Source organism: Actinoplanes sp. NPDC049681 (assembly GCF_044465265.1).
Taxonomy (GTDB): Bacteria; Actinomycetota; Actinomycetes; order Mycobacteriales; family Micromonosporaceae; genus Actinoplanes.
The window spans coordinates 381,176-400,304 of the sequence record NZ_JBITLP010000008.1 but is presented as its reverse complement, the minus strand read 5'-3'; the positions used below and the strand labels follow the sequence as shown (position 1 = coordinate 400,304).

Here is a 19,129-nt window from a genome sequence, read left to right as displayed (position 1 = left end):
GCCGCGGCTCGCCGTGCGACGCCCGGAACCGTGGTCTAGTGTCGATCTCATGGGTGTCCGTACCTGGATCGAGGGCTGGCCGGTCTACCGGCAGCTGACCGGCACCGACCCGCTGGGCCGCGGCGCCGCCGCGCAGTCCGCGCGCTCGAAGGCCCTCACCGCGCGCACCGAGACGGCCGACTCCGTGGCCCGGTCTGTGTGCCCGTACTGCGCGGTCGGGTGCGGTCAGCGGATCTTCGTCAAGGACGGCAAGGTCGTCCAGATCGAGGGCGACCCGGACAGCCCGATCTCGAAGGGCCGGTTGTGCCCCAAGGGCTCGGCGAGCAAGAGCCTGGTCACCAGCGACCGCCGTCAGCAGAAAGTGCTCTACCGCCGCCCGTACGGCACCAAGTGGGAGGAGCTCGACCTCGACACGGCGATGACCATGATCGCCGACCGGGTCCTCGCCGCGCGCGACGAGACCTGGGAGGACACCGACGAGGACGGCCGCCCGCTGCACCGCACGCTCGGCATCTCCAGCCTCGGCGGCGCCACGCTGGACAACGAAGAGAACTACCTGATCAAGAAGCTCTTCACCGCCATGGGCGCCATACAGATCGAGAACCAGGCCCGTATTTGACACTCCGCCACCGTCCCCGGTCTGGGGACCAGCTTCGGCCGTGGCGGGGCCACCGGATTCCTCCAGGATCTGGCCAACGCCGACTGCATCATCATCCAGGGCTCCAACATGGCGGAGGCCCACCCCGTGGGCTTCCAGTACGTGGTGGAGGCGAAGAAGCGCGGCGCCAAGGTCATCCACATCGACCCGCGCTTCACCCGTACCAGTGCGCTGGCGCACTCCTACGTGCCCGTGCGCGCCGGTGCCGACATCGCCTTCCTGGGTGGCGTGATCAACTACATCCTCACCAACGAGAAGGACTTCCGGGAGTACGTGCTCGCGTACACCAACGCGTCCATGCTGGTCAGTGAGGACTTTCAGGACACCGAGGAGCTCGGCGGGCTCTTCTCCGGCTACGACCCCGAGACCCACGCGTACGACCAGAGCAGCTGGCAGTACGCCGGTCAGCAGGAACACGGGCAGGAGGAGGGCGGCTCGCACATCGACCGGGAAACCGCCTCCGGGCTCGAGCAGGAGTCCCACGGGCCGCCGGTGCCCGCCGACGTGCCGCGTGACCCGACCCTGCAGGACCCGCGCTGCGTCTACCAGGTCCTCAAGCGGCACTACGCCCGCTACACCCCGGAGGTCGTGGAACGGCTCTGCGGCGTGCCGCAGGACAAGTTCCTCGAGGTGTGCGAGGCGTGGACGGCCAACTCCGGCCGCGAGCGGACCACCGCCCTGGTCTACTCCGTCGGGTGGACGCAGCACAGCGTCGGCGTCCAGTACATCCGCGCCGGCGCGATCATCCAGCTGCTGCTGGGCAACATGGGCCGGCCCGGCGGCGGCGTGATGGCACTGCGCGGGCACGCCAGCATCCAGGGCTCGACCGACATCCCGACCCTGTTCAACCTGCTTCCCGGCTACCTGCCGATGCCGCACCACCGCCAGCACGAGACGTTCCGGCAGTGGATCGACTCGATCCGGCACCCCGAGCAGCAGGGCTTCTGGGCCGACGCGGAGGCGTTCGCGGTCAGCCTGCTCAAGGCCTATTTCGGCGACGCCGCGACGGCCGAGAACGACTTCGGGTACGAGTGGCTGCCGCGCCTCACCGGCGATCACGGCACGTACCAGCAGGTCCTCGACATGATCGACGGCAAGATCAAGGGCTACTTCCTGCTGGGCCAGAACCCGGCGGTGGGCTCGGCGCACGGCCGCGCCCAGCGCCTCGGCATGGCCAATCTGGACTGGCTGGTGGTCCGCGACCTGTTCCTGATCGAGAGCGCGACGTTCTGGAAGGACGGTCCCGAGGTCGCCACCGGCGAGATCGTGCCCGAGCAGTGCAAGACCGAGGTGTTCTTCATGCCGGCGGCCTCGCACGCGGAGAAGGAGGGCACCTTCACCCAGACGCAGCGGCTGCTGCAGTGGCGGGAGAAGGCCGTCGAGCCGCCGGGCGACTGCCGCTCGGAGCTGTGGTTCTTCTACCACCTCGGCCGCATGCTGCGGGAACGGCTGGCCGGCTCCACCGCGCCGCGCGACCAGGGCCTGCTCCACCTGACCTGGGACTACCCCCTGCACGGCGAGCGCGGCGACGAGCCCAGCGGCGAGGACGTGCTCAAGGAGATCAACGGGTACGAGATCGCCACCGGCCGCCCGCTGTCCGCCTTCACCGAGATGAAGCCGGACGGCTCCACCGCGGGCGGCTGCTGGATCTACACCGGCGTGTTCAAGGACGGCGTCAACCAGGCGGCCCGCCGCAAGCCGCGCACCGACCAGGACTGGGTGGCCCGCGAGTGGGGCTGGGCCTGGCCGGCCGACCGGCGCACGCTCTACAACCGCGCGTCCGCCGACCCCGACGGCCGCCCCTGGTCCGAGCGCAAGAAGTACGTCTGGTGGGACGCGGACGCGGGCGAGTGGACCGGCTACGACGTGCCCGACTTCGAGAAGACCAAGCCGCCGTCGTACCGGCCGCCGGAGGGCGCGACGGGCGTCGAGGCGATCTCGGGCGACGACGCGTTCATCATGCAGGGCGACGGGAAGGGCTGGCTCTACGCGCCCAGCGGGCTCATCGACGGCCCGATGCCGACCCACTACGAGCCGGCGGAGTCGATGGTCCGCAACGCGCTCTACGAGCAGCAGGCCAACCCCACCCGCAAGGTGTACGACCGCTCCGACAACCTCACCAACCCGAGCGCGCCGGAACGCCACCTCGACGTCTACCCGTACGTCTTCAGCACCAGCCGGCTCACCGAGCACCACACGGCCGGTGGGATGAGCCGGCAGCTCGCGTACCTGTCGGAGCTGCAGCCGGAGATGTTCGTCGAGGTGTCGCCGGAGCTCGCAGGCGAACGCGGCCTGGAGCACCTGGGCTGGGCGCACGTGGTCACCGCCCGCGCGGCGATCGAGGCGCGGGTGCTGGTCACCGACCGGCTCACGCCGCTGCGCATCGAGGACCGGATCGTGCACCAGATCTGGATGCCGTACCACTGGGGCGGCGAGGGGCTGGTGACCGGCGACTCCGCCAACGACCTGATCGGCATCACGCTCGACCCCAACGTGCTGATCCAGGAGAGCAAGGTGGGCACGTGCGACATCCGGCCCGGCCGGCGGCCCACCGGTCCGGAACTGATCGAGTACGTGCGCGGCTACCGGGAACGTGCCGGGCTGACACCGGATCACCGTACGCCGATCCTCACCACCGAGGTCGACCAGCCGGAGGAGAGCTGACGTGGCCGGACCGAACAGCCTCTACGGCCCGCTGGACCCGGCCCCGGACGCCGGCTACCTGGACCCGCCGCCGCGGATGGGCTTCTTCACCGACACCAGCGTCTGCATCGGCTGCAAGGCGTGCGAGGTGGCGTGCAAGGAGTGGAACCTCGTCCCGGACGACGGCTTCAACCTGCTGGGCACGTCGTACGACAACACCGGCGGCCTGACCGCCAACTCCTGGCGCCACGTCGCCTTCATCGAGCAGCCGGTGGCGGGTTCGGGCCACGGCACGGACGTCCCGGGCGCGTTCGAAGGACTGCCGGCCGGACCGTCGGCGAGCGCGCACACGGCGGTCGTCGCGGCGGGCACCGGACAGGACACCGGCACCACGCCGGGCGTACCCCCGGCCCCGGACGCCCTGGCCGCCGCCGGCACGCAATTCCTCGGCATGCCCATGTCGGACCTGCCCGGGCGCACCATCGACGCGCCGCGCAGCGACTTCCGCTGGCTGATGATGTCCAACGTGTGCAAGCACTGCACCCACGCGGCCTGCCTCGACGTGTGCCCGACCGGCTCGCTGTTCCGCACCGAGTTCGGCACGGTCGTGGTCCAGGAGGACATCTGCAACGGCTGCGGTTACTGCATCCCGGCCTGCCCGTACGGTGTCATCGACCAGCGCAAGGACGACGGCCGCGCGTGGAAGTGCACGCTCTGCTACGACCGGATCGGCGACGGCCTCACCCCGGCCTGCGCCAAGGCCTGCCCGACCGAGTCCATCCAGTTCGGTGAGCTCGAGGAGCTGCGCGGGCGGGCCGCCCACCGCCTCGAGAAGCTGCACGAGCAGGGCGTCGCGGAGGCGCGCCTCTACGGCCACGACCCGAACGACGGCGTCGGCGGCGACGGCGCCTTCTTCCTGCTCCTCGACGAACCGGAGGTGTACGGCCTGCCGCCGGACCCGGTCGTCACCACCCGCGACCTGAAGGCGATGTGGAAGCGGGCCGGCCTGGCCGCCCTCGCCATGGCCGCCACGGCCGTGGTGTCGTTCGCGGGACGGCGCTCATGAGGCCCCGCGAGGAACGGGAACAGCCGCGCGACGAGCGGCTCAGTCCGCCCCCGGCCGGGCGCGAGGGCAGCGGCCTGACCCGCGACCGGCACGGCGACCGCGCCGGTCTCACGGGACCGGGTGACCGGGCTGGGGATGCGCGGGGCGGTGCCCGGCGGAAGGGCGGTGGCCGCGGCGACCGGTCCATGGTCCCGCCGGCCGACTTCCGGTCCTACTACGGCCGGCCCATCGTCAAGGCGCCGGTCTGGCACCACGACATCGCCGCGTACCTGTTCACCGGCGGCCTCGCGGCCGGCTCCGCGTTGCTGGCGGCCGGCGGCGACGCCACCGGACGCCCGGCCCTGCGCCGGGCCGGACGGCTGACCGCGCTGGGCGCCCTCACCGCCAGCACCTACTTCCTCGTCCACGACCTCGGCCGGCCCGCCCGCTTCCTCCACATGCTGCGGGTGGCGAAACCGACGTCTCCGATGTCCATGGGCACCTGGATCCTCAGCGCCTTCGGTGCGGCAGCCGGCGCGTCGGCGGTCGCGGAGGCGGCACCCCTGCTGCCCCGTCACGGGATCCTCGGCCTGACCCGCCGCGTCCTGCCCCCGGTCGGCACCGCGGGCCAGTACGGCGCCGCCCTCTTCGCGCCGGCCCTGGCGACGTACACGGCGGTGCTGCTCGCCGACACGGCCACGCCCAGCTGGCACGAGGCGTACCCGGAGCTGCCGTTCGTCTTCGCCGGCAGCGCCCTGGCCAGCGGCGCCGGTGTCGGCCTCCTGGCCGCACCCGCCAACCAGGCAGGCCCGGCCCGGCGCATGGCCGTCTGCGGCGCGGCGCTCGAGCTGTACGGCGCCCACCGCATCGAGACCACCAAGGGCATCCTCAGCGAGCCCTACCGCGAGGGCAGAGCGGGCCGGCTGCTGCGCACGGGGCGGCTGCTGACCATCGCCGGGGTAGCCGGAGCGGTGCTGGGGCGGCGCAGCCGGGTGGTGTCGGCGGTGTCGGGGCTCTCGCTGCTGGCCGCGTCCCTCGCCACCCGCTTCGGCATCTTCGACGGCGGCGTGGCCTCGGCGAAGGACCCGAAGTACACGGTGGTCCCGCAGCGGGAGCGCCTGGCCTCGGCGTCGCGGCCGCAGGCCGTCGGGTCCGAGGAGCCGACGGGGAAGACGACGGACCCTCCTCGGAGGGGGCCGATCGGCCTCTGAAACGGACCCGTCATGGCAGGGCGAGGGCTTGACCGGCCCGTGCACGGCGTGCGCTGGTGCGCAGGGCGGTGACGACGGCGGCGGTGGTGGGGTTCGGGGTGTCGCTGCTGCGGATCGCGGCGAACAGCCGGCGGCGGATCGGGCGGTCGGCGATGGTGGTGGTGCGGATGCCCGGGGCCGCCGTTTCGATGGCCGTCGCGGGGATCAGCGCGGTGGCCAGGCCGGCTCGGGCCAGGGTGAGCTGCGCGGCGATGTCCGCGGTGACATAGGGCGCGGTGGGCGTGAAGCCGGCCTGCTGGCAGGCGTGGTGAATCGCCTGCCCGCATTCGGTGGTCGGTGGCGGCACGGCCAGGCGATGGGTGGCCAGGTCGGACAGGGCCACGGGCGCGTCGCCGGGGTGCGCTGCCGCGGTGACGACCAGCAGCGGGTCGTCGAGCAACGGGTACGCCTGAACGCCGGCGACCGTGGCCTCGGGCAGGTGGTGGTAGCGCTGGCCGAGGACCACGTCGACGGTGCCGAGCAGCAGTTCCCGTAGTTGCGCCTGGTCGGTGACGAGGCAGGTGACGGTGAGCTGGGGGTGCCGGGAAGCCAGCGTGTGCAGTGCCGGGGCCACGATGCGGGCAACGGTGGACGGCAGCGCGGCGAGGGTCGCGGTCGCGCCCACCGTACCCTTGACCGCCGCGACGGCGCTCTCGGCCTCCCGAATCGCGGCGAAGATCTGCTCGGCGTGGTCGACGAGTACCCGGCCTGCCTCGGTCAGGGCCACGGTGCGTCCGTCGGGGCGCAGCAGTTCGACACCGACCTCGCGGCGCAGCGCCGACAGTTGCTGGGAGACCGCGCCCGGGGTCAGTGCCAGGGACTGCGCGGCCGCGGCGATGGAGCCGCGGGCGGCGACGGTGGTGAGCATGTGCAAGCGGCGGACATCCAGCATGACTCGTTAGGATAGCTATAGGTTCACCGCAGGAATCCACCCCTTGACCTATGCGGTCGCACCGATGATCGTCCTCGCATGGAGATCGACGACTGCATCGCCGCGGTGGCCCGGCCCGTCCACGACTTCGGCGACGAGTTCATGGCCGACGAGGCGACGAGCGCCGTGGGCCGGCGCGCCGGCTTCGCCCCGGGACGCGGCTTCTACTGCCGCGGCCGCTTCGGTGTGCTCGGCGAGGCGCCGGTCGCGGTGGTACAGGCCGTCCAAGGCTTCCTCGGCCCCGGCCTGGTCGCGGCCGGCTGGCTGGCGGGACGCCCGGTGATGCCGGCGGCCGACGCCGTCGCCTGGTACGCCCGGGCCATCGGGGAATGGGGACGTGCCCACATCCCGGACGACGTCGACGTCGAGCACTTCAACCGGCTGGCGCACCACCTGATCGACGCCGCCGACGGCGACGGCCTGCCCCTGTTCGCCGGCTGGCGCGTACAGCCCTCTCCCGCCGATCCGGTCGCCGCGGCCATGCAGCACATCCACGTCCTGAGGGAGCACCGCGGTGCCTGCCACCTGGCCGCGGTACGCGCCTGCGGACTGAGCGCCTACGAGGCCATGGTCGTCAACCTCGGTCCCGGCCGGGCCACCGAGTACGGCTGGCAGCCCGCGCATCCCCCGACCGCCACGTCGATCTCGCGATGGCAGCGCGCCGAACGACTCACCAACGAGCTGCAAGCCCCGCTCTACGCCGCTCTGACCGCCGCTCAACGCAGCGCATTCGCCGAGCTCGTCGGCGCACTGACCGGCCGTCAGCCCTGACCGTGCGGCCTCCTGACCAGCGGGAGAGCGCGGACGCCGTGCGGCAGCAGCTTCGTGGCCTCCTTGTTCGGTGGTGGCGTGCGCGCCGGCTGCGCCTTGCGGGGCATCACGCCGACGGTGCCGTGGGGGCCGTCGCGCTGCACGATGCGGTCCTCGAGGATCTCACCGAGGTATCTGCCGTCGAGCCCGAACACTTCGTTGCCCACGCACCGCCCGAGATGCGCGCCCGAACGGGAGAACACATCGGTGCCGACGACGAAGCAGGCGGCCACGCCCGACGTTTCCCAGTACCACTGGACCGAATCCGGCATCCCGCCCCCTCAGCGGATCTCGAGCGTCTTCCCGTCGGCGCGGGCCGGCAACAGTTCACCCACCACCGGATAGCCCGGAACCACCCCGGCGACCAGCAGCCCGCCCGAGGTCTGCGCATCCGCCAGCAGCAGCAACTCCTCGGTGGACAGACCTCCGGTGTCGGCGTGCGGCAACACCCAGTCGAGGTTACGCCGCGTGCCGCCGCTGACGTATCCGCCGGCCAGGGCCTCCCGAGCACCGTCCAGATACGGTACGGCGCCCGCGTCGACCCGGGCCGTGACCCCGCTCGCCCGCGCCAGCTTGTGCAGGTGGCCGAGCAGCCCGAACCCGGTGACATCGGTCGCGCACACCACCCCGGCGTCGACAGCGGCCTCGGAGGCGTCCCGGTTCAGCCCCGTCATCGCCGCCACGGCCTGCGGAAACACCTCGCCGGTGGCCTTGTGGCGGCTGTTGAGGACCCCGATGCCCAGCGGCTTCGTCAACGTCAGGGGGGTGCCGGCCACCCCGGCGTCGTTGCGCATCAGCCGGGCCGGGTCGGCGACACCGGTGACCGCCATGCCGTACTTGGGCTCCGGATCGTCCACGCTGTGCCCGCCCGCGACATGACACCCGGCCTCCCGCGCCACGTCGAGGCCACCCCGCAACACCTCACCGGCCAGCTCCATCGGCAGCACGTCCCGCGGCCAGGCCAGCAGGTTGACGGCTACAACGGGGCTGCCGCCCATCGCGTACACGTCGGACAGGGCGTTGGCGGCGGCGATGCGGCCCCAGTCGTACGCGTCGTCGACGACCGGCGTGAAGAAGTCGGCGGTGGCGACCACCGCCATGCCGGCGCCCAGCTTCACCACAGCGGCGTCGTCGCCGTCGTCGAGCCCGACCAGCAGCTCGCCAGGCCCCTCGGGGGCCGCGGGGCCGACCAGCCCGGCGACCACGGCCTCGAGCTCGCCGGGAGGAATCTTGCAGGCACACCCGCCACCGTGGGCGTACTGGGTCAGCCGCTCGGGCCGCGTCGTCGTCACCCCCGCACTCTCGCACGGGGGCGGGCGGCGCGCCCGGCCCGGGAAGATCCCGCTAGGGTGATCGACGGAGGCGTTCAGGTGGCTGGTGCCCCTCCCGGTCTTCAAAACCGGTGTGGCCCGGTATCCGGGTCAGGCGGGTTCGATTCCCGTCCGCCTCCGCTTACCTGGCCGGACCCCGGCTGAGCTGCTGAAAGATGCCCTGCCGGGGTATGCGCTTCATGCCGAACCGGTTCTCACTGGGTCTCACTCAGAACCGGTGCGGTCCACTAGCTGCGACAAATGCGTGACAAAGTTTGGCGTTGATCATGCCTCTTGGGGAAGGCACCGGATGAACGGCTGGCTCACTGCGCCTTCTCAACCTCGCCGAGTCGCAGCCCGTATCCGCACCAGCTTGTGCTCTTGATGATGAGGGGAGGGCGGGGCGGCGCCGGCCATGTCAGGAACAGGTAACGCTCGCCGGAGTCGTCGACGTTCTTGTCGTAGTGTCGGTCGCGGCCGGCGGCGTGCGCACGAAGTCGGTATGTGCCGGGTCCGGCGGGGCTCATGTTGGGCAGTTGCGGGGCAGGTTCGCCGGGCATGAGCAGCTGCTGGTGGATGCCGAGCTGGCCCAGCGGGGCGGTGACGGTGATCTCGACGATGTCGTCCCAGTCATGCAGTTGTTGCCACGCATGTAGGTCGTAGTGGTCTGGTGCGTCAGCTAGGGCGTCGGCAATGACCTGCACCCTGCCTTTGTTGACGCCGGTGTAGACCATCGCGCCTATGGCCATTTCGGCCACGAGCCCGGTCGTCCAGGTGGCGCTCTCGAGCGGGAATTCTGGCCCGTCGGCGAGAACGAACGAGTGGTCTTCAGCGACGAGTGAGGAGGTCGCGGACATGGGGTGTGCCTCCGACATACCGATCAATGAAGCCGTGAGCATCGCCTGGTGCGGCCAGGTGGCGACTGCACCAGGCGATGAGACTATCGCTGGACTTCGGTCAGGGGCCTACGGAGACGATGTACGGATCGGCATGCAGCACGCGTTCGTCGTAGTAGAACCCGGACATGATGCCGCCCTGAGCGGAGTTCTCCGACGCGGTGATCATGCAGGCGCTCGCCCCGCTCGGACCCGTGACACCGGTCGGGGCGTTGATGTTGCAGCCCGAGAAGGTGCGGCGGGTCCCTCCGAAGGCGAGACCGTTGAGAGTCGTCGCCAGCGGATATTCGTCGCAGCTCTTGTTCGGGATGCTTGGCGCGTCACCACAGGCACGGCTGCGGTTCAAGGATTCGTCAGCCGGATTGGTGCTGCGGCGCAGCGGCGCGGTGACATCCCTGCCCGGCAGCCCCGAGGCCTGTGCGCGCGACACGTGCGACGTCAGCGACGGATAGCGGCTGCTGCTGTAGACGACGGGAGCCGGATACCACCACACCACACAGCCCACGCGCGCGGGACGGCCGCGGCTTTCACCGCTGGCGTTGTCGCATCGGACGTCTTGCATGCCGGTCGTGGTGGTCGTCGGGTTGTAACCGGCCACGGCGAAGGCCCAGCTCCACATGGTGGTGCAGTGGCCGATGGAGCCGAGCGGTGTCGCCGCGGTCTGGATACGGGATTCGCCTGCCCTGACCACCTGCACCGGCATGATCGCCGAGGTGGGGAAGCTTTGCGACTGGAGCACGCACGACCCGCCGGCTGTGCCGTTGGCTGCCACGGTCGCTCCCGCAGCATCTCCCCAGCCGCTGGTTGAGTAGAAGCCCGTTTGATGGGTCCATAGACCCGAGTTGCGATCGGAGTAGACGAGGTCGAGGAAGTTGAAGTAGACCTGCCCCGTCACGGTCGTTACACCGCCGGACGTCCTGGTCGTCTGCAGGAGTAATCCCTGCTTCTCGCGGCATTCCCGTACGCGGGAATCGGCGTAGATGACGCCGTCCCGGCCGCTGAGAGCGCAGATATCGGGCCAGGCAACCAGCTCGGGAGAAGCTCCGCGACCGCGCGCCGGGTTGGCTTCTCCGATACACAGCTGGGCGCCGTCCTTCGGTGCACTGCACGACGGCTCGGCCGACTTCAAGGTCGTCGGTACCGGCTTGGCCAGCGGCTGACCACCTCCGGCCGGGATGCGGCCCGGATCGGCTGCCGGCGGTGGAATCGGTGCTGCGGATGCCGGTGAGGTGAGCATCGCTGCAGCCATGGCTAGGGCGGCAAATCCAGTTAGTAACCGCCGTGTTGTTGTCGTTGACGCCATCGGTCTCCTTCGCTCGTTTTTGGCCTCGAGCGGAATCCTGACGGCTGAGAGAAGATCAAATCAGTCCCGCCTACATAGAGCTACGCCAATGCGCCAGCTGAGAGGGCATGACTGCCATGTTAAGTATTTTTTCAGCCCGGCGGGAGCACCCCCATGAACAAACGATTTCGCCACTCAGCGTTAGTGGTGTGGCCAACGTCGCTGATCGCTGTCACGGGCTGCACTGCGGCAAGCCGACCGGAGGACACGCCCTTACGACCGCGGTCGACGCCTTGGCGTACCCGATCATGCTTGCCTGCCCCGCCGGCGGCTCACTTGGGCGGACGCTAGGAACTCGCCGATAGCTATGTGACGGCGGGCGGCAGGTTGATTCCAGGTCAGCACGCCAGGTTCGGTCATCACCTCCTCACCGCAGTCGGGCAAGCACGGGCTGCGACATAGCTGATCCGGCCACATCCGGGGGGCTGTCCCGCTGAGTGGGCGTTGCTACTGTGCGGTTGTTGAGGAGGACGGGGGGTCGATGGAGCTTCCTGCAGACGGGGATGTGGTGTTCGTGCCGGCCCGCCCGGTACGCGAGGCCGGTGAGCGAGATCCCGCGATTGAGGTGCGCCGGCTGGCTAGTTCCGGTGAGCGGGTAGGGCTTGCGTTCAGCTCGGTCGAAGCGTTGGTGAAGACGTTAGGGCCGTTTCAGCCGTGGGTCGGTCTGCCGATGTACGCGTACGTGGTGTGGCTGCGGGTTCAGGGCGTGTACCAGATCCAGGTGGATCCCTCCTATGGCATCGATGTGCGGCAGTGGTCGGCGGAGGATGTCTTTTACGCCTCTGAGGGGGATTGATGGCTGCGGGCTTTCAGGTCGTCTATGAGGACCTGGGTGATATGGCGTCGGCGTTCATGACGGAGTCGACGCAGTTCGCGGGGCTTCGTCCACGGATGGCTCCGGCGCCGGTCGATGGGGGAGAGGCGACGGTGAACGCGGGGATCGCCGCGGTGCTGTCGCTTTTCGCGTCGCTGAATGCGGGGATCAGTGCGGCGATGGAGGAGCACGGCACGAAGTTGCGGGAGTGCCGTGATGACTACAAGGAGAACGACGCCGATGTGGTGGCGCTGTACAACAAGGTGATCGAGGAAGCGTGAAGATCGCAGGCGACATCGGCGGGTTGCACCGGGTGGCAGGTTTGCTGGCCGGCGTTCCGGAGGAGATGCGCGGCAGTGCGGAGGCGCTCAGTAGGCGCGTTGACCAGCTCGTCGGTGATGCAGGCTGGTCGGGGGCGGCCGCGGAGGAGTTCAAGGGTGCCTGGGAGCAGGATTCCACGGCGGTGGTGGAGCTCAGCGGCTGTGTGAAGCTCGCCGGGACCGTCGTGGCCGCACTCGCGGAGGGCCTGGCGGCGGCGCAAGCGCAACTGGATCGGGCCGTGTCGGCAGCGCAGGATGCGGGGGTCCCGGTCGCCGCCGATGGGTCGGTGCCGCCCGGCGTCTACACCGAAACCGTGCTGACAGCGATGCACCAGTACTCCACCGATGCAGCGGCGGCGTACCAGGCGGCGCAGGATGCCCGGGACAAGGCGACGGAGATGCTGCACGAGATCACGGCTGCCATCGCCGGAGAGCCGACGTCGTTTCTGAAGTCGGCTGATGTGGCGATCCTGGCAGCGTCGCTGAAGGGCTACTACGCGCTGCCGAACGAGTTCGCCGAAGACGCCAAAAGTAAGCTCGACGACTTCAACAGCCGCTACAAGGACACCCAGTACGCCCGTAAGCACAGCCCCGCCGGTTCGGCGGCCAAGGCCGAGCTGGCGGCGGAACTGCAGGAGATGCGCGCGGAGCGCAAGCTGCTGCAAACGGACCTGAAGGCCGCCGAAGGGGTGGCCGGACATTTCAAGGGCGGTCACTTCCTCGGCAGCTCGCTGGGCGACCTCGCTGACGGGCTCGGGGTGATGCAGGACGGCGGGAAACTGTCGCGGCTGCTCGACGGGGTACCAGCGGTCGACGTCGTACTCGGCGGCTTCGCCACCTGGGCGCAGGCCAAGGAGGATCACGAGAAGGGCTGGGGCTGGACCCACGCGATATTGGTCGACGGCGGTTCCAACGCCGCCGCGATCGGGGCAGGGCTGGCCACCGATTGCATCCCGTACGTCGGGCCGGTGCTGGCACCGTTCGTCTCGTATGGTGTCGGTGCCTACGGCTACGAGGCCGGCCATGCTGGACATTGGACCGAACACATCACCGAAGACGGCGTCCTGAAAGGCACCTGGGAAGGCGTCGTCGACAGTGGCAAGGCCACCTGGGATGAAGACGTCGTGGGCATGTACCACAAGGTCGGCCACGACATCGAACACCCGCAGGAGGCGGCCAAAAGCCTCTGGCACGGCGTGAAGAACCTGTTCTGACGGAAGCCGAATCTGATGAAGAAGCCCCCCAAGCGTGCCGAGGATCGAGACACCCGCCTGCGCCTGCAAGCGCGGCTCAACAATGGTGTCGTCCCCGTACCGTTCCTCGGCCAGACGTGGCAATCGCGGGGCTCCTCGTACTGGCGACGCCGACTCGGTGCGGTCATCGTTTTCCTCGCGGCCTTGGCTCTGGTCGGCGGCATGGCGATCGGCTTCACCATCGGCATCGTGGGTGCCGGCGACAACCCCCTCCGCCTGGTGCTCGCTGCCGTCTACGACCTGACCGTCGTCCTCGGAGTACGGTCCGGGCTCCGCAAGATCGCTGATGCCCCGCTGGATACCCCCGCAGGCACGCCCCGCACCTTCGTGCCGAACGGACTACTGGCACTGGCACTGGCCCCATACGGCACGGGCCTGATAGCAACCATGCTGATAGCGATGTTCGGCCGCGACTTCCTCGGCGAACGACGAGCCCGCGAGATCAGCGACATCAAACACTGACCAAGACGCGGAGCGACGGAGCGGGCGGCGTTGCAAGGGCTCAAGCGGCGGTACCTGGTCGTGCGAGTCAATGCGGGCGCCGCGCGGCAAATACGTGGCAACGAAAGCCTAAATCAGCACGTACCCCCAGGTCAGTGCCGTTGTGCAGGCCGGTCTTCAACACTGGTGTAGCTGCCTCTTCTGTCGGCGAGACGGGTGAGGAATGCCGGCTATCGAAGCTACTCATGTCCCTGTACGTCACCAAGGCCCCCCGGAACGGGGGCCGCCAACGCCGCGCGTGTTTGGCCCCGTAGATGCAGCCGGCAAATACGCCTTGAGGAAAACCGACCTCGGGCCCCCGGCCGGCTCGCCGTGGAGACGCCGACGCTGCCCGGCGACGGTCCCTGCCGGGCGTTCTGCCTGTCCGATCCCGGCAGGAGCCAGGAGGTCTGCGTCGCCTCCGTAGGAGGACGGCGCCTCAGGCATAGCCGGGAAGAACCCGTCGCATCAGACCGGTTGGACTACCCTCGACCCGTAATCTGTGAGTTCGCCGCAACTCGGGCGGGTTTCCGGCATACCCGGAAGGCTCATCAGAACAGCGATTGGCGACGCCGCATCAGCCTTGGTCAAGGGGTGCAGGGCCGTGGACGGCCGAGTATGCGATGCGAGAGGACGTTATGAGCGGGTCGACGGGGGTCGCCGGCAAGGGGCTCGGACGGTGGAAGCAGATTTTCACGAACCGTGGAGTGGGCACCAAGATCTTGCTGGCCATCGCCGTGATGGCGGTTGCAGCGGTGGCGGTGGGTGTCGCTTCTCTCATCAACATGGGTGAGATGCAGGACGGGTCGGACTACATGTACGCCCAGACGCTGGTGCCGATAACGAACCTTGCGCGCATGCAAGAGGCGGCGTTGATGATGCGGATGGGCGTGCTGAACGCAGCCGTTTCCGCCAACGGTTCGCCGGTAAGCCAGTATCTCGATTCCAGCCGTGCTCAGGACAAGGTGTTCGACGAAGCGTTCGCTGCCTACACCGCCACCGACATGACGGGCCGGGAGAAGGCTGTCGCGCAGGTCCGTGACGCCATGACCCGTTACCGCCAGGTGCGGGACGACAAGATGATCCCGGCGATCGAACGAGGCGATGTCGCCGGCTTCGTTCAGCTCCGGGACAAAGAAGGTGCGCCGATCTTCACCGTCCTCAGTAATGGGATGGACGAGCTGGTGAAGATCGAGACCGCTGCCGCCCGCTCGCAGAACGACGCCTCCCGGGCCAGGTACCGCAACTCGCGCAACAGCGTCGTGTTGATGCTCCTGCTCGGGGTTCTCGCCGGAGGGTTTCTCGGCGCGCTCATCGCCCGCTTGATCACACGGCCACTGTCGCGTTGCGTGGCTGTGCTGGAGCAGGTCCGCGACGGCGACCTGAGGGTGCGTGCCGGTCTGCACGGTGCTGACGAAGTTGCTCAGCTGGCTGCCGCATTGGATGCATCCGTGCAGGCCACCGCTGCCATGGTGCGTCAGGTGGGTGAGAACTCCGCCGCGGTGGCGGCAGCTTCGGAGCAGCTGACGGCCGTCTCCACCGAGATGTCCGCCGCTGCGGAGGAGACCTCGGCACAGGCCGGAACCGTGTCGGCTGCGGCGGGGCAGGTGTCTCGTAACGTCCAGACCGTGGCGGCCGGCGCTGAGGAGATGGGCGCGTCCATCAACGAGATCGCGGGTAATGCGGGCGAGGCGGCGAAGGTGTCGGCCGAAGCGGCTGCGACTGCCGCTCGCACGACTGAGATCGTCGCCAAGCTCGGCCAGTCGTCGGCTCAGATCAGCAGTGTGGTGCAACTGATCACCTCCATCGCCGAACAGACCAACCTCCTCGCGCTGAACGCCACCATCGAGGCGGCCCGGGCCGGCGAGCACGGCAAGGGTTTCGCTGTCGTTGCCACGGAGGTCAAGGATCTGGCGCAGGAGACCGCGCGGGCCACCGGCGAGATCGCAGCCAGTATCGCGGCCATCCAGGACGAGACCGCTCAGGCTGTGTCGGCCATCGCTGAGATCGACACCGTCACCAACCGGATCAACGACTACGCATCGACCATCGCCGCCGCCGTGGAAGAGCAGACCGCGACCACGAGCGAGATGGTGCGCAACGTGGCCCAGGCGGCGGCCGGTGCCAGCGACATCGCCGGGAACGTGGCCGGCGTCGCCACGGCCGCGGACGCCGCTGCCACGGGGGCGACCGAGACCAACACCACAGCCACCGAACTGGCCCGCATGGCAGCGGAGCTGCAGCAGAGCGTAGCCGCCTACCGGACCTGAGACCGTCAGGTCACGGCCTCGTCGAGGTCGACGGCACCGGGCCGGCGCCTCCGGGCCGAGGTTCGCACCCGTACCGCTCCACGGTCGAAACGCGGGCGGCAGCCCAAGAGCAGCCACGATGGTCTGTACTTGGAGGGGGAAGCATCATGACGACGGTGGTTATCGCAGACGACGACCCGGACGTCGCCGACCTGGTGGCCTATGCCTTCGCAGGCGCCGGGCACACGGTGCGCGCCGTGCTGGACGGCGCCCGTGCACTCGAGGTGATCAAGGATCTGCGACCGGACATCGCGGTGCTCGACCACACCATGCCGAACCTCACCGGCTCGGACGTGGTGGAAGCGTTGCGGGCCTATCCGCCCACCCGGCACACCATCATCGTGATGATCACAGGCAGCAGCCCGCACGACATAACGGCACCCGTCGACCGGCTGCTGCAGAAGCCGGTCAGCCCGCGCCAGCTGACCGCTGTCGTCGCCGAGATGCTGGCCTGACAGGCGGCGCCCGACGCGAGCATGGAGCGTCGAGCAAGGAGGACCGGCTCCGTCAGCGTGCGACCTGGAGGGCGGCGGCGACGCCGGCCAGGACGAGCACCGCGCCGTCCAGCAGGATCAGCCGGGCCGGGTCGCCCACCTTGATCCGCGTGCCGATCGCGCCCAGCATCAGCACCGCCAAGCCGATCGCCGCGAGCAGGCCGAGCACGCTCACCCCCAGCCCGGCGAGCAGCCCGACCGCGCCCGCCGCTTCGAGCAGTCCGATGGTTCGCCAGGCCGTCGGGGTCATGCCGAGGTGGTCGCGGATCCGCAGGCTCGGGCGCAGGCCCGCGACCTTCACGCCGCCGGCGATCAGGAACAGCGCTGCGAGCAGGAGCGACAAGAGAATGAGGATCATCCGTCGATGATCAGCCCTCGTGGCGCGTCCCGGAGCCGGGTGAGTTCTGGACCACAGATTCGCGTGGCCGTCCGGTCAGGATTCGAGAAGCCGGCGCGTCCCGGCCGGTCCTAGTCTTTCCGCAGGTGGCCGGCATCGCGCCGGGCCTGGGCCGAGAGGGTGGCGTGAGGATGGCTACGAAGAGTGCGCAGACCGGTTCCGACGGCTTCAGCGCCGCGGAGCGTGCCGCGATGAAGGAGCGTGCTGCCGAGCTTCGCGCCGAGGGCAGGAAGGGTGCCAAGAAGGCTGACGGGCTCGAGGCGCTCCTGGACCGGATCGCGCAGATGGCTCCGGAGGACCGGGCGCTCGCCGAGCGGGTGCATGTGGCGGTCACCGAGGCGGCCCCGGCGCTGGTGCCGAAGACCTGGTACGGGATGCCCGCCTACGCGAACGCCGACGACAAGGTCGTGATCTTCTTCCAGGATTCGGGCAAGTTCAACTACCGCTACTCGACCCTCGGCTTCCAGGACACCGCCAACCTCGACGACGGCGACCTGTGGCCGGTGGCGTACGCGTTGCGGAAGTGGACGCCGGCCGTCGAGCAGAAGGTCATCGCGCTCGTGAAGGCCGCCGTTGCCTGAGAGCACCGAGGACGGGCATTTCGTCGTCATCTCGGGGCGGCGCTGGCGGGCGACCGATCCCGCGATTCCGGAGGATGTCGCGGCGGCGCTGCGCCGGGCGCTCATGGCCGCCCGACGGGATGTCGGCGCGGCGCTGCGTGCGGGTCAGGATCCGGCGCCCGCTCGCGCGCGGGTGCAGGCGGCGAAGGTGGCTCTCGGTGAGCGCGGCACCCCGTGGTGGGAGCAGACGCTGGAGCAGCGACGCCTGCGCTGGGAGCGGGGGCTGGACGACCTCTCCGGGTAGATCCTGCCGCCGGTCGGTACGGTGACGTCGTGGACCCTCGCCGCCGGATCCCGGGTACGGACACCGCGCTCGACGACCCGCGCCTGGCCGCCGCTGCGGAGCGGATCGGGCGGGGGCCGGTCAAGGCTGCGGTGGTCGCCGCTCAGCAGCGGGCTCGCGCCGGTGAGCTGGATCCCGGTGAGGTCATCGCCGCCGCGCTGGCCGCTCTGCCGGGGACCGCCGGTGGGCTGCGGCCGGTGCTGAACGCCACCGGCGTCGTCCTGCACACCAATCTGGGCCGGGCCGCTCTCTCGCCGGCCGCGATCGAGGCTGTCGCCGCCGCGGCCGGGCACACCGACGTCGAGCTCGATCTCGGCTCCGGCCGCCGTGCGCGGCGGGGCCGGGATGCTCTCGCCGCTCTTGCCGCGGCCGTGCCGGCGGCGGGTGGTGTGCATGTCGTCAACAACGGCGCCGCAGCGCTCGTCCTGGCCGCCACCGTCCTCGCTCAGGGGCGGGAGATCGTCGTCAGCCGGGGGGAGCTCGTCGAGATCGGCGACGGGTTCCGCCTGCCCGACCTGCTCGTCTCCACCGGGGCGCGGCTGCGGGAGGTCGGGACCACCAACCGGACGTCGCGTGACGACTATGCCGCGGCGGTGGGGCCGGAGACGGGGTTCGTGCTCAAGGTGCATCCCTCCAACTTCGTCGTACGGGGGTTCACCCGGGCGGTGCCGGTGGGGGAGCTGGCCGGGCTGGAGGTGCCCGTCGTCGCGGACATCGGGTCCGGGTTGCTCGCGCCCGATCCGCTGCTGCCGGACGAGCCGGACGTGGCCTCCACGCTGGCGGCCGGTGCCGATCTCGTCATCGCCAGCGGGGACAAGTTGCTGGGTGGGCCGCAGGCGGGGCTGCTGCTCGGCGACGCCGCGCTGGTGGAGCGGCTGCGGCGGCATCCGCTGGCCCGGGCGTTGCGGGTGGACAAGCTGACGCTGGCCGCCCTGCAGGCCACCGTCTCGGGGCCGGAGACGCCGACGTGGCGGGCGCTGCGGGCGGACCCGGCCGCGTTGCGGGCGCGGACGGCGCGGGTCGCCGCCGAGCTCTCCGCTGCCGGGGTGGCCGCCGAGGTCGTGGAGGCGGTCGCCGTGGTGGGCGGGGGCGGTGCTCCGGAGCTCGAGCTGCCGTCGTGGGCCGTCGCGCTGCCGGAGGAGTACGCGCGGCCGTTGCGGCTCGGTGAACCGGCGATCGTGGGCCGGGTCGTGCGGGGACGCCTGCTGCTGGATCTGCGATGTGTGCCGCCCGGTCAGGACAAGGCCGTGGTGACCGCCGTCGTGGGGAAGTGA

General features: G+C 70.1%; 19 protein-coding genes and 1 tRNA gene. 14 read left to right on the top strand and 6 right to left on the bottom strand.

Annotated elements, in window-relative coordinates:
• Positions 1-49 precede the first annotated feature (49 nt).
• The 3 genes from fdh (at position 50) to nrfD (ending at position 5,557) form a co-directional block, all read left to right on the top strand.
• Positions 50-3,322: a formate dehydrogenase gene (gene fdh / locus ACIBO8_RS29460; RefSeq protein ID WP_396118595.1), complete on the top strand. Its 3,273-nt coding sequence runs from the start codon at positions 50-52 to the stop codon at positions 3,320-3,322.
• A 1-nt stretch (position 3,323) separates the two neighbouring features.
• The gene (locus ACIBO8_RS29455; RefSeq protein ID WP_396118594.1) at positions 3,324-4,367 is read left to right on the top strand and encodes a 4Fe-4S dicluster domain-containing protein; all 1,044 of its coding nucleotides are present in this window, start codon (positions 3,324-3,326) and stop codon (positions 4,365-4,367) included.
• A gap of 185 nt (positions 4,368-4,552) precedes the next feature.
• The gene (gene nrfD, locus ACIBO8_RS29450) at positions 4,553-5,557 is read left to right on the top strand and encodes an NrfD/PsrC family molybdoenzyme membrane anchor subunit (RefSeq protein ID WP_396118722.1); all 1,005 of its coding nucleotides are present in this window, start codon (positions 4,553-4,555) and stop codon (positions 5,555-5,557) included.
• Positions 5,558-5,567: 10 nt separating this feature from the next.
• Here the strand turns inward: nrfD and ACIBO8_RS29445 are convergent, their stop codons facing one another.
• Positions 5,568-6,488 (bottom strand): LysR substrate-binding domain-containing protein, encoded by a 921-nt coding sequence (locus ACIBO8_RS29445; RefSeq protein WP_396118593.1) that lies wholly within the window; start codon positions 6,486-6,488, stop codon positions 5,568-5,570.
• 78 nt (positions 6,489-6,566) lie between these two features.
• Here ACIBO8_RS29445 and ACIBO8_RS29440 point away from each other — a divergent pair, with 78 nt between their 5' ends.
• Entirely contained in the window at positions 6,567-7,298 is a 732-nt protein-coding gene (locus ACIBO8_RS29440) for a hypothetical protein (RefSeq protein WP_396118592.1), read from the top strand.
• Here the strand turns inward: ACIBO8_RS29440 and ACIBO8_RS29435 are convergent.
• Together ACIBO8_RS29435 and selD are read right to left on the bottom strand one after the other, a co-directional pair.
• A complete protein-coding gene (locus ACIBO8_RS29435; protein WP_396118591.1) occupies positions 7,289-7,609 on the bottom strand; it encodes a hypothetical protein in 321 nt (106 codons plus the stop codon). The two genes, ACIBO8_RS29440 and ACIBO8_RS29435, sit on opposite strands and share 10 nt — an antisense overlap.
• Before the next feature lie 9 nt (positions 7,610-7,618).
• Positions 7,619-8,629, bottom strand: a complete 1,011-nt coding sequence (gene selD, locus ACIBO8_RS29430; protein WP_396118590.1) for a selenide, water dikinase SelD — start codon at positions 8,627-8,629, stop codon at positions 7,619-7,621.
• 66 nt (positions 8,630-8,695) lie between these two features.
• On the opposite strand from selD, the gene ACIBO8_RS29425 reads away from it, so the two are divergent.
• Positions 8,696-8,789 (top strand) — tRNA-Sec (locus ACIBO8_RS29425).
• A gap of 181 nt (positions 8,790-8,970) precedes the next feature.
• On the opposite strand, the gene ACIBO8_RS29420 is transcribed toward ACIBO8_RS29425, so the two are convergent.
• Both ACIBO8_RS29420 and ACIBO8_RS29415 read right to left on the bottom strand, forming a co-directional pair.
• Positions 8,971-9,504, bottom strand: coding sequence for a hypothetical protein (locus ACIBO8_RS29420; protein ID WP_396118589.1), 534 nt, complete (start codon positions 9,502-9,504; stop codon positions 8,971-8,973).
• A 100-nt stretch (positions 9,505-9,604) separates the two neighbouring features.
• A complete protein-coding gene (locus ACIBO8_RS29415; RefSeq protein WP_396118588.1) occupies positions 9,605-10,792 on the bottom strand; it encodes a hypothetical protein in 1,188 nt (395 codons plus the stop codon).
• Positions 10,793-11,366: 574 nt separating this feature from the next.
• Here ACIBO8_RS29415 and ACIBO8_RS29410 point away from each other — a divergent pair.
• The 6 genes from ACIBO8_RS29410 (at position 11,367) to ACIBO8_RS29385 (ending at position 16,516) form a co-directional block, all read left to right on the top strand.
• Positions 11,367-11,681, top strand: coding sequence for an SAV_915 family protein (locus tag ACIBO8_RS29410; protein ID WP_396118587.1), 315 nt, complete (start codon positions 11,367-11,369; stop codon positions 11,679-11,681).
• The gene (locus tag ACIBO8_RS29405; protein WP_396118586.1) at positions 11,681-11,980 is read left to right on the top strand and encodes a DUF6317 family protein; all 300 of its coding nucleotides are present in this window, start codon (positions 11,681-11,683) and stop codon (positions 11,978-11,980) included. The genes ACIBO8_RS29410 and ACIBO8_RS29405 overlap by 1 nt, the downstream gene beginning before the upstream one ends.
• Positions 11,977-13,233 (top strand): WXG100 family type VII secretion target, encoded by a 1,257-nt coding sequence (locus ACIBO8_RS29400; protein ID WP_396118585.1) that lies wholly within the window; start codon positions 11,977-11,979, stop codon positions 13,231-13,233. The genes ACIBO8_RS29405 and ACIBO8_RS29400 overlap by 4 nt, the downstream gene beginning before the upstream one ends.
• A gap of 15 nt (positions 13,234-13,248) precedes the next feature.
• On the top strand, positions 13,249-13,734 hold the full coding sequence (locus tag ACIBO8_RS29395) for a hypothetical protein (protein ID WP_396118584.1): 486 nt from the start codon (positions 13,249-13,251) through the stop codon (positions 13,732-13,734).
• Between the two features lie 641 nt (positions 13,735-14,375).
• A complete protein-coding gene (locus ACIBO8_RS29390) occupies positions 14,376-16,022 on the top strand; it encodes a methyl-accepting chemotaxis protein (RefSeq protein WP_396118583.1) in 1,647 nt (548 codons plus the stop codon).
• A 155-nt stretch (positions 16,023-16,177) separates the two neighbouring features.
• Positions 16,178-16,516, top strand: coding sequence for a two-component system response regulator (locus ACIBO8_RS29385; protein WP_396118582.1), 339 nt, complete (start codon positions 16,178-16,180; stop codon positions 16,514-16,516).
• A gap of 52 nt (positions 16,517-16,568) precedes the next feature.
• Here the strand turns inward: ACIBO8_RS29385 and ACIBO8_RS29380 are convergent, their stop codons facing one another.
• The gene (locus tag ACIBO8_RS29380) at positions 16,569-16,913 is read right to left on the bottom strand and encodes a DoxX family protein (protein WP_396118581.1); all 345 of its coding nucleotides are present in this window, start codon (positions 16,911-16,913) and stop codon (positions 16,569-16,571) included.
• Between the two features lie 170 nt (positions 16,914-17,083).
• On the opposite strand from ACIBO8_RS29380, the gene ACIBO8_RS29375 reads away from it, so the two are divergent.
• The 3 genes from ACIBO8_RS29375 to selA are packed head-to-tail and all read left to right on the top strand — an operon-like array spanning position 17,084 to position 19,129.
• Positions 17,084-17,533 carry an iron chaperone gene (locus ACIBO8_RS29375; protein WP_396118580.1) on the top strand — a complete coding sequence of 150 codons (450 nt, stop codon included), beginning with the start codon at positions 17,084-17,086 and terminating at the stop codon, positions 17,531-17,533.
• Positions 17,526-17,816, top strand: a complete 291-nt coding sequence (locus ACIBO8_RS29370; RefSeq protein ID WP_396118579.1) for a hypothetical protein — start codon at positions 17,526-17,528, stop codon at positions 17,814-17,816. Before ACIBO8_RS29375 ends, ACIBO8_RS29370 begins: the two co-directional genes overlap by 8 nt.
• 29 nt (positions 17,817-17,845) lie before the next feature.
• Positions 17,846-19,129: an L-seryl-tRNA(Sec) selenium transferase gene (selA, locus tag ACIBO8_RS29365; protein ID WP_396118578.1), complete on the top strand. Its 1,284-nt coding sequence runs from the start codon at positions 17,846-17,848 to the stop codon at positions 19,127-19,129.